Genomic DNA, 14,593 nt, shown 5'->3' on the forward strand with positions numbered 1-14,593 from the left:
AAAAGCGCCATAGCTTTACTCCATGAGCTAAAGAAGGCTTAACGCTACTACGCTCTGGCGCAGGCCGTGTACTGGCTTTCCGTCCAGGGTGGATGGGTGGACAGGGTGGAAATCACCGATGGCGATTCGTTACGATTATTGTGCCGTCAGTTAGAATGCCGTAGTTATGCGCGGCATCATGAGCAAAAGGAAAGGCACATGAGTGAAGTTTTTGTAGTTAAGTACACAGCCCCTGTTTCTGACGCGTTGCGCGCTGGGCGAAAGCTTGCTATCAGGTTGTCAGACCCAAAACCCTTGGAAGTAGGTTTTGTGATTGTGGTCGACGGTGGGATACCGATTTGGATCGGGAAGATAGACTCATTCAATGTTTCGACAGGAAAATTCCCAAAAGATGTTGAGATTTTCTTAAGTGATCTAGTGCTTTTGGAGGATGCGTGGTCGGATGTATCCCCACTAGTCCATAGCGCGGATCTCAGAAGTGCTAGATTCGCTGACCTTGATGTAAATCATTTGTTTGGGCTCGGTGCGCGCCTAACAGAAAAAGGCGACACGCCTGGAGTGCTGACCGCTACCAATGCAATTTCCCGCTTGGCTTGGACTTATGGAGTTCCACGCGAGAACGTCAAAGTCTCTATCGAATTCTGAATTAGCAGCTTACTTTGTACTCAGTTCAGCCCAGCCCCTCGCTGGGCTTTTTGCATCTGGAGTCAGCCTTTTCGCAGCAGCATCAAATAGCTTGAACGAAAGGATAAGCGGCAGGTCCAGGCATATGTAGGTGCTGGCGGGTACACCGCCAAGATAACTGATCATGTGCATGGAGGAGCTGGTCATGGGTAAAGGATGTTTTGCGGTTGCCTTACTTTTTCTTTCCTACCCGTTCACGGTGTCTGCTGACACCCATTCAAGCGTGGTACCAATGGATTTCAGTCGGTGCGAGCAAGCACAATCTCAGATCATCGCCCAGCTGAACTCTCGTCCGTCTCGCATAGAAAAGGTCTCGGATGCGCCTGGCCAAAAGGCTGTGCGCGTTTACAGCAACGGCATGGACGTCCTGATCACTTGCGACTCTGAAAAGAGGAGGGTCCTGGTAGAGGTTTTCAACAATGAACCGGGAATGCTGAGTGTGTCTGCCGCCAGGTAGTGAGCTACTGGCGGCACAAAGACGTACAACCAACAACCTGATGCGGCTAGGCCACGTACTGGCTTTCCGTCCTGGGTGGATGCTTGATCATTATCTCGGTACTCTCAGTATTTTCTCAGGATGAGTGATAGCTATGATCAAAGCAGTTTCTATGCAGTGTTCTCTAGAGCAGTTTGATTCCATAACTTCTGACAGATTTATAGTTATACCTTCAAAAATCAACGGTGAAGCAAACTGGAAGGATATCGACTATCTGGTTCTCTGCTCGGCGCATAGCCCTAGCTGGGTGGCAAAAATAGAAGAAATAGTAATTCTCAAGGAAAAGTCTAGAGAAATGATTGCGCGTCTTTCTGAGATTCGCTCCCTCTCTGAAAAAAATAGTGATGCCCATTATTCGCGCGCATACGAATCGCATTACTACAATGGAGCTGGGGCGTGCCCAACTGAGTTCCCAGATTTGCAGTTCTACAATATTGGGGATGTTGTGGGCTTCAAGGCTCGGCCTAGAATTTATGGGCCGTTAAGCATGGATACAGCCATCCAGGAGCTCGCGGACACTTACGGTGTCGATCCAGATCAGGTAGAGATCATTATCCGTTCGAAGCCCGTCGACCCACTCAATACTCCAGAGAAGTGACGCGACTAGCCCAGCCCAGCCCCGCCCCGCGCTGGGCTTTTTGCTTCTGGCGAGTAGTATTCTGCTGACTAATGTGCCGGTGGCACACCAACTGAAAAGGATGCCAAGTGAAAGTCAAAGAACTCATTGAAAAACTACAGAAGCTCGACTCAAACCTTGAGGTCTATGTAACGTCCGAAGATCCGGATGTGGTTGTTCCAGGCTATTTGGTTCGACCATTTGAGATTAATGGCGTGTCAGCCTTCAATGTCGTGACAAGCCGCGATGAGATGCGGCGACCTGAGATCTCTGCAGCAGCGGAAGGGGAAGGCCGGGAGTGCGCGATTATCGAAGTCACTGCCGACTTCTGACATGGATAGAGTCGATCAGTTAAATGAGCTACTGATAGAGCAGTGCTGTGTGATTTCGATGGGCATCGAGTTCCGGTGCTACAAGTACGACCTGGCACTGAAGATGTCCACCGATGAGTCAGGCGTTGATGCAGTGACGGTGCTTTTTCAAGATATCAGTGTGCTCAATCTCAACGGTTTTGGTGGTGGGCTGACTCAGTTTATGGGCCTGAGAGTGATCCGGATAAATGATGGTCTGGACAGAATCAGATACGAGCTGCGGGATGTTGAGGGCGATAAAATCTCGTTCTGCTTCTTCTCCTTCAACATGCACGGTCACAAGGAATAATTATGCGAGTTTTGATAGGGGCGGCGGCTTTGGTATTGCTGGCGGGGTGCATGGCGCCGACCATGAATGAGGCGCGTCAGGCGGGGCCGTATAAGGTGCTGATCTCGAAGAAAGCAGACGACGCGCTGGCAAAATGTGTCCAGTACGAATGGCAGAATCAGCCGATCTTCGGCGGCACGCCTGGGGCAACGCTTCAGCCGGGGCGTGACACCGGATATACAGTGTTCACTGAGGGCTCTCAGTACTTCGTTGACATCCAGCCCAAGGGCTCTGGCTCAGAGGCGAAGTATTACGTGGTAGTGGGTAATTGGATCGCCAATAAACGGCTGACCGCGCTGCAAGGCTGCTTGTAGCGACACATCAAATTGTACAAGGCTCGCTTGGCGGGCCTTTTTATTGCCTGGAGAAAAGCACATGGCGGAACTTGCTATCAATTATCAGCCCATGACCACGATCCTGCTCTATGGACAGCTTCGTCGGTTTGGGAGGTCTTTTCGGATGGCTGTAAGGTCGCCGGCAGAAGCAGTTAAGGCCCTTTGCGTGCAAATTCCAGGGTTTGAGCGTTTCTTGTCCAATGCCAAGTACCGCGGGGTTGAGTTCGCCGTATTTCGCGGTAAGACAAACCTGGCAGCGAAGGAGCTTGGATTTGCGGGCGGGGGGGACATTCGCATTGCTCCGGTGATAGCCGGCAGCAAGCGAGGCGGTGCGCTGCAAACTATTGTCGGCGCAGTACTGATCGTTGTTGGTCTCGTCATCACTGGCGGTACATTCGGTGCAGGGGCGCCATTCGGCTCTGCGCTGATCATGATGGGCGGGTCGATGATGCTGGGAGGCGTAATCCAAATGCTCAGCCCCCAGCAAGGCGGTCTCAAGCAAAGCGCCTCCCCCGAAAACATGCCTTCCTACGCCTTTGGCAGCGCCAAGAACACCACCGCCAGCGGTAATCCGGTCCCTATCTGCATTGGTGAGCGCCGGTGGGGCGGAGCGATCATTTCTGCCTCGATATACGCGGAAGACAAAGCTTAAACACCACAACGTCAAACAGCCGCCTTGAGGCGGTTTTTTTATGCCTGGAGGAAAGATGGACGTCGAGATCCACGGCGCCAAGGGCGGCGAAAAAAAGCCGAAAATGCCTTATGAGGCGGCCGACAGCCTTCGGTCGACCAACCTGGCCAAGATCCTGATCGCGGTAGGCGAGGGCGAGTTCGAGGGCACGCCAACGGCTCGCGATATCTACCTGGACAACACGCCAATTCAGGATGCCAGCGGCTCCTACAACTTCACCAACGTGAAGTGGGAGTGGCGGCCGGGTTCTGTGGACCAGGACTACATTCCAGGCATTCCCTCGGTCGAGAATGAAACCTCGCTGAACATCGAACTGCGCAGCGGTGCGCCGTGGGTTCAGTCCATCAGCAACACCCAGCTTTCGGCGGTACGGGTGCGGATGGCCTGGCCGGCGCTGCAGGCCCAGGACAACGAGGGCAACGTCAACGGCTACCGAATCGAATACGCGATCGATGTGGCCACCGACGGTGGCGCCTATCAGCAAGTCCTGGTCGAGGCCGTGGACGGCAAGAGCACCTCTCGCTACGAGCGCTCTCGCCGAATTGACCTGCCGCCTGCGACGTCGGGCTGGCAGATCCGGGTGCGTCGCATTACCCCGAACCAGAACACCAACAAAGTAGCCGACACCATGTTGATCGCCGGTTACACGCAGGTGATCGACGCCAAGATCCGGTACCCGAATACCGCACTGCTCTACATCGAGTTCGACGCCGAGCAGTTCACCAACATTCCCGCGGTGACGGTGCGATGCAAGGCCCGTAAGTGGCAGGTACCCAGCAACTACGATCCGGTGGCCAGGACCTACTCGGGGATCTGGGATGGAACGATGAAGCAGGCTTGGACCAACAATCCTGCGTGGATCACCTTCGGCATTTGCACCGAAAACCGCTTCGGCCTGGGCAAGCGCATCAAGAGCTGGATGGTCGACAAGTGGGAGCTCTACCGGATCGCGCAATACTGCGATCAGCTGGTTTCCAACGGCCTGGGCGGCCAGGAGCCGCGTTTCCTCTGCGACATGAACCTGCAAGGCAAGGCCGATGCCTGGTCACTGCTGCGGGATATCGCCGGCATTTATCGCGGTATGACTTGCTGGGCTCAGGGCCAGCTCGTCATGCAGGCCGATATGCCTCGGGCCCAAGACATCGACTATGTATTCACCCGCGCGAACGTGGTGGATGGCAAGTTTTCCTACGGCAGCGCATCGGCCAAGACCCGTTACACCCGCTGCTTGGTGAGCTACGACAACCCGGCCAACAACTACGACACCGACGTCATTCCTTATGCCGACCTTCCGCTGCAACGTCGGTTTGGCGACAAGCCTACCGAGATCAGCGCAATCGGCTGCACCCGGGCCAGTGAAGCTCAGCGCCGCGCCAAGTGGGCAATCCTGAGCAACAACCAGGATCGGACAGTTACTTTCAAAACAGGGATGGAAGGGCAGATTCCATTGCCTGGCTTCATCATCCCGGTTGCCGATTCGCTGCTGGCGGGCCGGGAGGTGGGCGGACGAATCGCGGCAGCGGCTGGTCGTGTAGTGACGCTGGACCGCGACACCCAGGCGAAGGCCGGCGATCGTCTGATCATCAACCTACCAGCCGGCAGGGCTGAAGGGCGCACGGTACAGAGCGTCATGGGGCGCCAGGTGACGGTAACCACAGCCTACAGCGAACCTCCCGCCAAGGACCTGCAGTGGGCCCTCGATGCTGATGATCTGGCCATTCCGCTGTATCGCGTGCTTCGAACTGCACGAACGCCGGAAGGCGACTACGAAATCAGTGCTCTGCAGTATGAGCCCAGCAAATACGCATCGATCGACACCGGGGCTCGCCTGGAAGAACGGCCGATCAGCATCATTCCGGTGACTACTGTTCCGGCGCCGGCGAGCGTGGCGCTGACTTCCGATTACGCCATCGACCAAGGCCTGGCTGTCAGCACGATGACGATTGCATGGCCCGCGGTATCCGGCGCTGTCGGTTACGACGTGGAATGGCGCAAGGACAGCGGCAATTGGGTCAAGCTGCAGCGCACAGGCTCCACCAGCGTAGATGTCACTGGTATTTACGCTGGCGCATACCTGGCCCGGGTACGGGCGGTGAGTGCGTTTGAGATCTCCTCGACCTGGAAAAGCTCCGATCTGACCCAACTCAAGGGCAAGGATGGTGTTCCGCCGGCGGTGGCATACCTGAACACCTCAAGCGAGCTGTTCGGCATCAAGTTGAAATGGGGGTTCCCAGTCGGCGCCGAGGATACCCAGCGAACCGAGATCTGGTATGGCGCTGGCAACAGCCTGGAGCAAGCCACGAAGCTCTCGGACCTGGCTTATCCGCAGTCGGACTTTCTGCTGCAGGGCCTGGCTGCTGGTGCAACGTTCTTCTTCTGGGCTCGCCTGGTGGACCGCACCGGCAATGTCGGACCGTTCTATCCAGCGGTAAATGGGGTGCGCGGTCAGGCCAGTTCGGACGCCTCGCCGATCCTCGACTACTTGGCCGGCAAGATCAGCAAGACCGAGCTCGGCCAGGATCTGCTCAGCGACATAGAGAAGATCCCGGGCTTGCAAGAGCAGATCGACGCGCTCGACGGTCTGAAGGGCTACGACCCCTCGGCGGTGTACCTCAAAGGCCAGATGGTGGTGGAGGGCGGTCGTATCTACCAAGCCATCAAGGATGTGCCAGCGAACAATCCGCCGCCGGCCCCGTCATTCTGGATCGATGTTGGGCAGTCGGTTGAAAGTGCGAACGGCCTCGCGCAGCAGGTTCAGACCAACAAGACCAGCATCGAACGTATCGACGACAAGGTGACCGCCCAGGCCTCTACGCAGAGCACGCTGCGAGCCGCGGCGCGCGAGGACAATGGCGCAGGCGACCTTGCCGATGCCATTCGTGGCTTCAACAGCGTGGCGGCAATCGCAAAAGAAGAGAAGGTGCGGGCCACTGCAATTGAGGCTGAGGCTACGCGCCGTACGCAGCTGGAAGCGACAGTAGGGAAAAACACTTCTGCAATCCAAGAAACCTCGTCGGCGCTTGCAAACACGAACGGCAAGATGGAGACCATCTGGTCGGTGAAGATGGAGGCCACCGCTGGCGGACAGAAGTACGCAACGTCTTTCGGCCTTGGCCTACAGGTGGATCCCTCCGGAGTCTCGTCGCAATTCGTTGTACGGGCCGACACTTTCATGTTGCTGAACCTGGCAAACGGAACGCCCGTATCGCCTTTCTCGGTCTCTGGCGGGCAGACGTTTATTCGCTCTGCATTCATCGAAAACGGATCGATCAACATGCTAAAAATCGGCAGTAACCTGACTTCTAACAACTATGAGAAGGATGTTTCCGGCTGGGCGTTCTTGCCTGACGGTACATTCCAGATGATGGGTTTGGCCCCAGGAGGTAACAAATTGGTTATTAACAATAGTGGCGTTTACGTCTACTACCCGAACGGAGTCAAAGCAATTGACCTCAGCGTGGATGCTTCGTAATGGTCGGCCTGGTCACAAGGAACAGTAGCAACAAGATCACAGCGGACATGACCAAGTTTCTTAGTCAGTGCGTTGGGTTTGTTACTACAAACAAAGATAATGGATCTGCATCTATAACCATGCCAGCAGGTAAGAGCTATTTCTATACAATTGCTCCGCTTGAACCTAGCGTGCGATCTGCTGGTAAGCCGCCTGGCGTGACGCTCACAAATGACCTGCTTACTTGGCAGTATCGTTTGCCTAGCGGTTTTCCGATCAATTGTCGAATCTATTACGGATACTTTTAATGGCTACAGCAGCATTAATCGCCAGGAATCCTGATGGTAGCATCTTGTACGATACGTCAAAGTCTATTTATGGCTTGATCAAGAGCGGTCCAGTGGAGTTTGCTGAGACTTGGAGGCGCACCCAGCCAACCGGAGGTCCTCATATCTACTACGATAATATCTATAAATTCGTGGTCAAGAATGCGATAAGTCCTATTGTTTTTGTAACGGGTGCGTGCAATCAGCCCATTGTCTCAAAAGAGGGAGATAACACGGTTTTCTATTTTGCCGGGCAAGTAGCCGATATTAAGGTTTATTGTTTTGACTTGATGGCGCCAATTTTTACAGGGCCGGCACTTAAAACAAGGGCTAAAGATGGATCTTTCACGTTCAACAGTCTACAGCAGCCTCTAAATATTATTGGTACCTCTACGGCACCACCACCCCCACAAGCTGAAGACCAGTGGGGCACGCCATTTGGTCGTGCAGGCTACTACAGAGTAGTTGTTCCTCAATACAATGTTGGTGGTAGTTATCTTGGTGGCTACCCTGAGTACGGGTTCATATACCAGCTAAACCCAAGTAAGACGTATGCGGCATACATCCCGTGGAGCAGGGGATGTTTTTTCCAAAACCAGTTACCTGTAGGGCAGGACATCATGCGTGGCGGCCTGCACGAAGGTTGCTACGGTCTAGAAGGCATGGTCGTGCACAATATGTGGACTTCCCCAGAGTCAACCTATGGAAAAATCAATGGTTATCCAGGCACCCCGCAGGGTACTTGGGGGACTGCTACTGATCGTATTCCTCAATGTCCTTATATTGATGTCTCTGAATATCAATATCCTTTTGATCCTCCCCGATGAGCAATAGCTGCAGGCGCGGCTTGACCTAACGCAACAACACCCGACCACACCCGCCAGCGAGCGGGTATTTTTTTGCCTGGAGAACACCAAGCTATGGCATGGCATAGAGCTGGAACAGTTGTCGTAACGAGCGGGTCAACAACAGTCACAGGTATTGGTACAGGCTTCGCCGCCAATACTCGAGTTGGTGATGCTTTTATCGGTCCAGATGGCCGCCAGTACGAGCTCCAGAATGTTGCAAGCGACACGGTGGTCTCGATTCTGCCCGCCTATTTGGGGCCCACTGCATCTGGGCAGCCTTATGCGGTAATGCCTGTTCAGGGCTATCAGAAGTTGCTTGCCGACCTCGTTCGCGATTGGACAAACAGCTATGGCGCGAAAATGGCGGCCCTAGGTACGACCGGGAACTATGACGTGCTGCCTGTTGCAAAGGGCGGGACAGGAGGGGCTGATCCAGATTCTGCGCGTGCCGGACTCGGCCTTGGAACCGCAGCTGCAGCTAATCTGACAGCAAGCAGCGTTGATGAGACTGCCGGCCGCGTCCTGAAGGTCGGTGACTTCGGTGTCGGGGCGAGAGCGCCGAACGTTGTTGTCGATGCGAACGCTATTTCCGCAGCAGGGCAGTATCGATTCATCCCCACAACGGCAAATGCTCCGTCGCCAGCAGGCTACGGAACATTGATCCACTGTGCGTACGATCTGGCTGTCGCGCAGAAGAGCTGGACACAAATTTTCATGTCTATGGGGGCCTCAAAGGCTTACCTGAAGGCCTGTATCAATGGTTCGATTTCAGCAATTGCTGAGATCTATACAACTGCAAACACGACTCGCGGCTCGGGCGGCGCGCTTTCTGCTGCGTCGCCAATCGTGCGCATCGCCGATGTTGCAAGCAGCGAGCGCCGAGATCTGCTCGAGCAGACGTTTGAAGCCGCCGGCGCCTGGGGCGCGGGAAATGATGAGGCTCGGGGTGTCACTGTTGATCGTGTCGCTGTGGGCGTTTACGTGATAGCCGGCAGTTTGGGCCTGGCCCTGGAAGGGTGGCGCATTCATGACCCAAGCTCGCCCGATGGAGGTAGAGCACTCGGCATAACTGAAAGCGAGCAGGATGACCAGGGCACTGTGACTGTGCGGCTTTTCAAGCAGCGCTGGACCCTCGACGACGACGGCGAGATGCATCTCGGAAAAGGCGCTCCACTCGATGTACCGCTGAATAGCTGGATTGATGTTCGGCTGGAAATGCCTTCCGTCGCCGAGACGCCTCCCGCCTGATCCTCAACACCCGACCACACCCGCCAGCGAGCGGGTATTTTTTTTGCCTGGAGAAAACACAATGCCACTCACAGAGCAGCAGCTGCTGCAGATTCTCCCGAACGCCCGCCCAGTCGCGGGCGTTTTTGTTCCCGCCCTCAACCGCGCGATGGTTCGCTGGAAGATCGATTCCCGCGTGCGCCAGGCCGAGTTCCTGGCCCAGGTCGGGCATGAGTCTGGTCAGCTGCGCAGCCTCGTGGAGAACCTGAACTACAGCGCCGAGGCGTTGGCGCGAACCTGGCCAAACCGGTTCACACCACAGACAGCTGGCGCGTACGCCAGGCAGCCCGAGAAGATCGCTAACAAGGTCTACGGCGGCCGGATGGGCAACGGCCCGGATGCCTCTGGCGATGGCTGGCGCTTTCGTGGCCGCGGCTTGCTGCAGGTCACCGGCAGATCGAACTACCGTGCCGCCGGCGAAGGCCTGGGCCTGCCTCTAGAAGCCCAGCCTGAGCTGCTCGAGCAGGCCGAGCACGCGGCACAGTCGGCCGCCTGGTGGTGGGCCGCTCATGGTCTGAACGATCTGGCCGACAAGGGCGACTTTCTCACGATCACCAAGCGCATCAACGGCGGCACCAATGGTCTGGAGGATCGCCAGGCGCTGTATGAGCGTGCATTGAAGGTGTTGGCGTGAAGGCCCCGGGCTGGTTGTTGCCAGCCCTGGCCCTGGTGCTGGGGTTCGCCCTGGGTGGCTGGCTGGCCTGGTCCTGGCAGGCCAACGCCTATGACAGGGCGTTGGCCGAGCAAGCCGAGGCGTACAGCACCGACCGCGAGCAGGCCGCTACGGCGGTAATCAACTGGCAGGGTGAGCAGCAGGACACCCGCCGTACGCTCGAGGATCGCCTGCAAGCGAATGACGAAACCCACTACAAGGAATTGCGCGATGCTCAATCGAACCAAGCTCGTTTGCGTGACCGGCTTGCTACTGCTGAGTTGCGGCTGTCAGTCCTACTCAACGCTACCGCCTCGGGTGGTAGCTGTGGGATGCCAGCCACCGCCGGCACCAGCGGCGTGGATCATGGAGCGGCGAGAGCCGAACTTGACCCAGCGGCTGCTCAACGAATTGTCGCCATCGCTGGCGACGGTGACCAAGGACTGATTGCTCTGGCGGCGTGCCAGAATTACGTGAAGGGAGTTTTGTCAATGAAGTAAAAATAGCGGTTAGCAGAGTGCATTATTCTCTCTTCGGTGTAAGTCGCCAAGTTCACTTCGTTTGAATTGAACGCGGGGCAGAAGTAGAACCCCGCGTACAAGGTTTTTCTCTGGATATTGCTATGCGGGAATCACCTATTTTTTGGTTACGGCATCTTTGGGTATGCAGTGTTGATTGTATATATGGTATCGCTGCCAACTCTCTTGGATGTGAAACCAAATTCAATTGTGAATTTGGCACCATTGTGGTAGCAGTATTTTGGGTTGTCTAATGACGGTGCAGAGTCGCCTATCTGATTTCTGGTTAGGTCTGGGGTAGCAACCTGTTCGGCGGCATTTGCAATGCTGGCAATAACTTGGTCCGCACTGCAGTCTAGTGGAAACATAGTAGATATTTGTTTTTCTCTTGTTTTTCCATCTGTCTTGATATTGAAGTGGTAAAGTTCAAAAATGGTATTAGAGCTAATGTGGCTCAGGTCTTTTGAGTTGGCAAAAGCGCCGATAGTTGTTGTGTTGTTTTCTGTTGACGATGTTTTTGCAGGCGGAACAATGATACTTATAGTTGATGGGAGCTTTCCTTCTGGTGCTGAGTGAAAACCTACGGCTTCCCCTTTGCTATTTATTTTTCCGCAAAAAATATGATCCATGTTTATGATGTAGCTTTTTTTGGGGGTCGCTGGGTACGCGCCACTATAAGGACATGTGTAAGTAAGCGCAGAGGTGGAGCGGGGGGGGGTGTTGCTGCATGATGAAGTAATAGCGATTACAATGAGTGTGATTGAGGTTTTTTTGATGCTTTTCATTTCTCGTCCTTGAGTTGTTTTGTTGTGGGTATGTACTTTTATGATGTGATGTTAAGTCTTCTATTAGGTGTTGCTTGTAAGTTTTGTCGTGTATTTTTGTAAGTAAAGCTCAATTGGTGTCGCATTGCCATATAGAGACTCCACTATTTAGGGGGGCTATAACTTCGGCATCTTGATTTTGCACATTGCCGACACCAGGGTGGACCTTGTACCACTCGAAGGCCTCGACCGGCTCGCCTTGGTGCAGCGCCATCTGCTCGGCGCGTTCCTTCGGCGTGGCCGGGTCTAGCCACTCTCGAGCCAGAGCGGGCGCCAGGACCACCGGCCGCCGGTCGTGAATGTCGACCATGCCGCCTTCGCTGTCTGCTGTGATGATCACAAAGCCTTCGTGCTCGCTCCGGTCTTGGCCAGGTAACTGCCCGATTGAGGCACAGAGGATGGGGGAGCCGTTCCGGTGCCTGATCAGGTAGGGCTGCTTCTTCGGGCCACCTTCATCAACCCATTCGAACCATGAATCGATCGGGCAGATAGCGCGGTGTGGCCAGATCTGTCTGAAGAATGGCCCGTGCGCGACTTTCTCGACGCGGGCATTTATTGGCGCGGCGCGATCCTTCGCCCAGTGCGGGCGCCATCCCCACCGGACAGGGTCAGCATGTAGTTGATCGTCGGCAGTATGGAGGAGGGCGAGTTGCATCGTTGGTGCAGCGTTGTATCGCCCTAAGGGCTTGTCACTGACGTTGTTCTGCCATGCGCCAGGCATGCTGAGGACAGCTACAAAGTCGTGAATGCCGCGATACTGCGAAAGTCGTCCGCACATCTTGAGGCCTCGACCAAGCGTAGGCGATCTTTACACTGTAGACCCTGGGCCACCCCTAGCAATGAACCCTCGCCCGGCGCAGGCCTGGCACTCCTCGCGGACAGCGAATCGGTCAAGGCATTCGGGACACTTCTTGAATGCTGCGGCTAGAAGCAGCGGGCGTGCGCGCCGGTACGTTTCGAAGTCGTGATTCTCCAGCGCCAGGCCGGCGCAGTCGGAGAGCGCTCTGTATGAGTCCGCGTCATCGATGTTCGTGTATTCGATGCCGTTGATTCGCTGACCTGTGACCACGAGATCATGGATCCGCCCGTCCGGCGTTGTGATCGTCATGCCGTCCATTTTCCAGGCGCCGCCAGTCATGCGGAAAACCAGGCGCCGATCACCCTTTTCCTCCATCACTTGTGCCGAGTAGTTGTTACAGCCGGCCGAGTAAAAGAGGCCGCTCGAAAGCCGGCCGATGCTTGGCCCTCCGTCGCGTGCAACGAGGTCATAGAAGGCTGAAGGCATGAAGCCCTGCTCACAGTCGATCAGAGTTTCGACTGCGTGCCAGTACGCCGCGTCGGCCAGTTCGTCGAGTTCGAATTTCTCTGCTGCGCTGATGATCTGCTCGCTGAGCATGTCTTGCGAGATGATCCGGCACATACCGCGGTGCACCTCTGGATTGTTGAAACGGCTTTCTTGGTCGTCGAGATATCGGCGCCATTGCGCCATCCGCTCGGCTTTCGCGCCTGGTGGGGGGAGGGGGTGATTCTTCATCGGATCAGACTGCTTTAACTGATGCTGTATGTGCATACAGTAATCGAGGGTTAGCATGCCTGCGATTCGAGGCGACGAGGTGTATAGGGAAGGGGGCTGGTGTTCGGTCGGCAGGACGCCGGAGGGGGGCTACTGTAGGAATATACAACGCTAAGTTATTGATTCTTTTAGGGGGTATTGCCAGTTTTGTGGTCTGCGTTATTTGGATATTTTCCTTTTTAAATCATAAGGTTATGCATGGCTCGCTATCACCTTGACATGGTGGCGCTCATGTCAGCCAAGGAGGGGCTTTTTCCTGGTTCCGTTGCAGTGCGGGTAAGTAGTGCAGCCGAAGAATGCACGACCAGCGTACCTTCCTCTTTTTGCAGTGCGGGTAATCATCGCGCTGCCACAACTGGGGCATAGCCCCAGCCTTTCCCATTCTGAGCTGGGTGGTTTATCAGGGATAGTCTGGTTGACCCGCGACGATAGCTGGACCCCTGATGGAACCCCAGGGCGCGATGGTTGCAAAGGCGCTCCACCCTTTGAAGACAGTCCCACTATCCGGCCCCAGAGCCAGAAGATTCCGAAGACTCCTCCGATAAATGCAAGTATCCAAAGCCCCCCGGCGGCACCCCCACCGCGACCACGCGCTCCTCGGCCACCCCCACTGCGACCACGCCCTCCACCGCGACCGCCCCTGGCGAAAGTCGCTTCACTCAGCATGCCGGCGGCAAGAAGCAGAAGCATGCGCCGGGAAACCTTTTTGCCGTCCATGGGGAAGCATCCTGCTGAGAGTTAGTGCCCGCTAAAGGTAGCAGGGCACGCAGAAAATCCGCCACATCCAGTGCGCAAAACATCCTCTGGAGGTCGGGTGTTTCCGTTTGCATAAACACGAAAAATCAGGTTTTTTGCTACCAAGAAAAAGGTCTGTTTTCCTTTTAAAACAATAAGTTGGGTAGCTACAGTCACCAGCATGGGGTGCTAGCGGGCGAGTGTTCGAATCACTCCGTCACGACCATATTCCTGAGTAAAATCAGACAGTTAATCCGATCAGCTAGATCGGCTTTTTTGTGCCCGCGCATAAGCCCGTGCAAAACTAACCGGTTATTTCGCTGAGGCACAGGTCTGGAGTGGTCTCGAACCAGGCGATTTGCGCATGGTTTTGCTGCTAGTTTTTGATCATGCTTTTGCTGGTGTGTCCGGCGATCTTCTGCCCGTCCTTACCTGCTTTTGAATACAGGTGCAGCGACAATGCCCGCACTTCGCGAAAGCCCGGAATCCCTTGCTCTTTCCAGCCTTTGTAACAATCCGCTGCTTCTCGATCCAGAACGGCCGTCAGGTAATGCCACTTACCATGAACCCGGATGACGGCTCTCTTGAAAGCGATTTTGAGGTAGGCGAAGCATCGCGGTTATTGAAGACGGAGTTTCTGCGCGATCGCCCGAAAGCCTTGGCCGAAGCCAAGCGTATGGTCGACGAATCGGTAGAGGTTTATAACCGCAAGCGGCCACATCAGGCCTTGAAATACAAAATGCCCGATGTGGTGCATCGGGCGTTTTGAGAGTGAAACAGGTGTAAACCTATTTCAGGACTAGACCCTGCTTTCAAAAAAGCCCCTTGAGCTAGGGGCTTTTGCTTATCGGCATCAGC

15 protein-coding genes and 1 pseudogene are annotated in these 14,593 nt (G+C 55.3%); 12 read left to right on the plus strand and 4 right to left on the minus strand.

What is annotated here, in order from left to right; genetic code table 11:
• Positions 1–198 precede the first annotated feature (198 nt).
• The 11 genes from C4K40_RS10935 (at position 199) to C4K40_RS10985 (ending at position 10,585) form a co-directional block, all read left to right on the plus strand.
• Complete coding sequence (locus tag C4K40_RS10935; protein WP_124421286.1) at positions 199–645, plus strand: hypothetical protein; 447 nt, start codon at positions 199–201, stop codon at positions 643–645.
• A 629-nt stretch (positions 646–1,274) separates the two neighbouring features.
• The gene (locus C4K40_RS10940) at positions 1,275–1,778 is read left to right on the plus strand and encodes a hypothetical protein (protein ID WP_124421287.1); all 504 of its coding nucleotides are present in this window, start codon (positions 1,275–1,277) and stop codon (positions 1,776–1,778) included.
• 107 nt (positions 1,779–1,885) lie between these two features.
• Positions 1,886–2,128, plus strand: a complete 243-nt coding sequence (locus C4K40_RS10945) for a hypothetical protein (protein ID WP_053138317.1) — start codon at positions 1,886–1,888, stop codon at positions 2,126–2,128.
• A gap of 1 nt (position 2,129) precedes the next feature.
• Positions 2,130–2,456 (plus strand): hypothetical protein, encoded by a 327-nt coding sequence (locus tag C4K40_RS10950; protein WP_053138320.1) that lies wholly within the window; start codon positions 2,130–2,132, stop codon positions 2,454–2,456.
• 2 nt (positions 2,457–2,458) lie between these two features.
• On the plus strand, positions 2,459–2,809 hold the full coding sequence (locus C4K40_RS10955) for a hypothetical protein (protein WP_053138322.1): 351 nt from the start codon (positions 2,459–2,461) through the stop codon (positions 2,807–2,809).
• 61 nt (positions 2,810–2,870) lie between these two features.
• Positions 2,871–3,482 carry a tail assembly protein gene (locus tag C4K40_RS10960; RefSeq protein ID WP_053138325.1) on the plus strand — a complete coding sequence of 204 codons (612 nt, stop codon included), beginning with the start codon at positions 2,871–2,873 and terminating at the stop codon, positions 3,480–3,482.
• Between the two features lie 55 nt (positions 3,483–3,537).
• Positions 3,538–6,993 (plus strand): host specificity protein J, encoded by a 3,456-nt coding sequence (locus tag C4K40_RS10965; protein WP_053138328.1) that lies wholly within the window; start codon positions 3,538–3,540, stop codon positions 6,991–6,993.
• Between the two features lie 286 nt (positions 6,994–7,279).
• The gene (locus C4K40_RS10970; RefSeq protein ID WP_124421288.1) at positions 7,280–8,125 is read left to right on the plus strand and encodes a hypothetical protein; all 846 of its coding nucleotides are present in this window, start codon (positions 7,280–7,282) and stop codon (positions 8,123–8,125) included.
• 93 nt (positions 8,126–8,218) lie between these two features.
• Positions 8,219–9,394: a hypothetical protein gene (locus C4K40_RS10975; protein WP_256224298.1), complete on the plus strand. Its 1,176-nt coding sequence runs from the start codon at positions 8,219–8,221 to the stop codon at positions 9,392–9,394.
• Between the two features lie 61 nt (positions 9,395–9,455).
• Positions 9,456–10,067: a glycoside hydrolase family 19 protein gene (locus tag C4K40_RS10980; protein WP_053138339.1), complete on the plus strand. Its 612-nt coding sequence runs from the start codon at positions 9,456–9,458 to the stop codon at positions 10,065–10,067.
• Positions 10,064–10,585 carry a lysis system i-spanin subunit Rz gene (locus C4K40_RS10985; RefSeq protein WP_053138342.1) on the plus strand — a complete coding sequence of 174 codons (522 nt, stop codon included), beginning with the start codon at positions 10,064–10,066 and terminating at the stop codon, positions 10,583–10,585. Before C4K40_RS10980 ends, C4K40_RS10985 begins: the two co-directional genes overlap by 4 nt.
• 146 nt (positions 10,586–10,731) lie before the next feature.
• On the opposite strand, the gene C4K40_RS10990 is transcribed toward C4K40_RS10985, so the two are convergent.
• The 4 genes from C4K40_RS10990 to C4K40_RS32210 form a co-directional block, all read right to left on the minus strand.
• Positions 10,732–11,388: an EndoU domain-containing protein gene (locus C4K40_RS10990; RefSeq protein WP_083457014.1), complete on the minus strand. Its 657-nt coding sequence runs from the start codon at positions 11,386–11,388 to the stop codon at positions 10,732–10,734.
• A 109-nt stretch (positions 11,389–11,497) separates the two neighbouring features.
• Positions 11,498–12,205, minus strand: a complete 708-nt coding sequence (locus tag C4K40_RS10995; protein WP_053138345.1) for an SOS response-associated peptidase family protein — start codon at positions 12,203–12,205, stop codon at positions 11,498–11,500.
• Positions 12,206–12,235: 30 nt separating this feature from the next.
• Positions 12,236–12,961: a hypothetical protein gene (locus tag C4K40_RS11000; RefSeq protein WP_083457016.1), complete on the minus strand. Its 726-nt coding sequence runs from the start codon at positions 12,959–12,961 to the stop codon at positions 12,236–12,238.
• Positions 12,962–13,234: 273 nt separating this feature from the next.
• A complete protein-coding gene (locus C4K40_RS32210) occupies positions 13,235–13,717 on the minus strand; it encodes a topoisomerase DNA-binding C4 zinc finger domain-containing protein (protein ID WP_177336495.1) in 483 nt (160 codons plus the stop codon).
• A gap of 637 nt (positions 13,718–14,354) precedes the next feature.
• Here C4K40_RS32210 and C4K40_RS11015 point away from each other — a divergent pair.
• Positions 14,355–14,504, plus strand: a pseudogene (locus tag C4K40_RS11015) (integrase core domain-containing protein); the annotation flags it as partial.
• Positions 14,505–14,593 lie beyond the last annotated feature (89 nt).

The organism is Pseudomonas sp. CMR5c, assembly GCF_003850545.1.
Lineage (GTDB): Bacteria > Pseudomonadota > Gammaproteobacteria > Pseudomonadales > Pseudomonadaceae > Aquipseudomonas > Aquipseudomonas piscis.

Bases quoted from the DNA above. Each gene is read 5' to 3' on its own strand.
- C4K40_RS10955 (WP_053138322.1), top strand. From the start codon at position 2,459: ATGCGAGTTTTGATAGGGGCGGCGGCTTTGGTATTGCTGGCGGGGTGC.
- C4K40_RS32210 (WP_177336495.1), bottom strand. From the start codon at position 13,717: ATGGACGGCAAAAAGGTTTCCCGGCGCATGCTTCTGCTTCTTGCCGCC.
- C4K40_RS10980 (WP_053138339.1), top strand. From the start codon at position 9,456: ATGCCACTCACAGAGCAGCAGCTGCTGCAGATTCTCCCGAACGCCCGC.
- C4K40_RS10975 (WP_256224298.1), top strand. From the start codon at position 8,219: ATGGCATGGCATAGAGCTGGAACAGTTGTCGTAACGAGCGGGTCAACA.
- C4K40_RS10970 (WP_124421288.1), top strand. From the start codon at position 7,280: ATGGCTACAGCAGCATTAATCGCCAGGAATCCTGATGGTAGCATCTTG.
- C4K40_RS10935 (WP_124421286.1), top strand. From the start codon at position 199: ATGAGTGAAGTTTTTGTAGTTAAGTACACAGCCCCTGTTTCTGACGCG.
- C4K40_RS10965 (WP_053138328.1), top strand. From the start codon at position 3,538: ATGGACGTCGAGATCCACGGCGCCAAGGGCGGCGAAAAAAAGCCGAAA.
- C4K40_RS10990 (WP_083457014.1), bottom strand. From the start codon at position 11,388: ATGAAAAGCATCAAAAAAACCTCAATCACACTCATTGTAATCGCTATT.
- C4K40_RS10950 (WP_053138320.1), top strand. From the start codon at position 2,130: ATGGATAGAGTCGATCAGTTAAATGAGCTACTGATAGAGCAGTGCTGT.
- C4K40_RS10960 (WP_053138325.1), top strand. From the start codon at position 2,871: ATGGCGGAACTTGCTATCAATTATCAGCCCATGACCACGATCCTGCTC.
- C4K40_RS10940 (WP_124421287.1), top strand. From the start codon at position 1,275: ATGATCAAAGCAGTTTCTATGCAGTGTTCTCTAGAGCAGTTTGATTCC.
- C4K40_RS11000 (WP_083457016.1), bottom strand. From the start codon at position 12,961: ATGAAGAATCACCCCCTCCCCCCACCAGGCGCGAAAGCCGAGCGGATG.
- C4K40_RS10995 (WP_053138345.1), bottom strand. From the start codon at position 12,205: ATGTGCGGACGACTTTCGCAGTATCGCGGCATTCACGACTTTGTAGCT.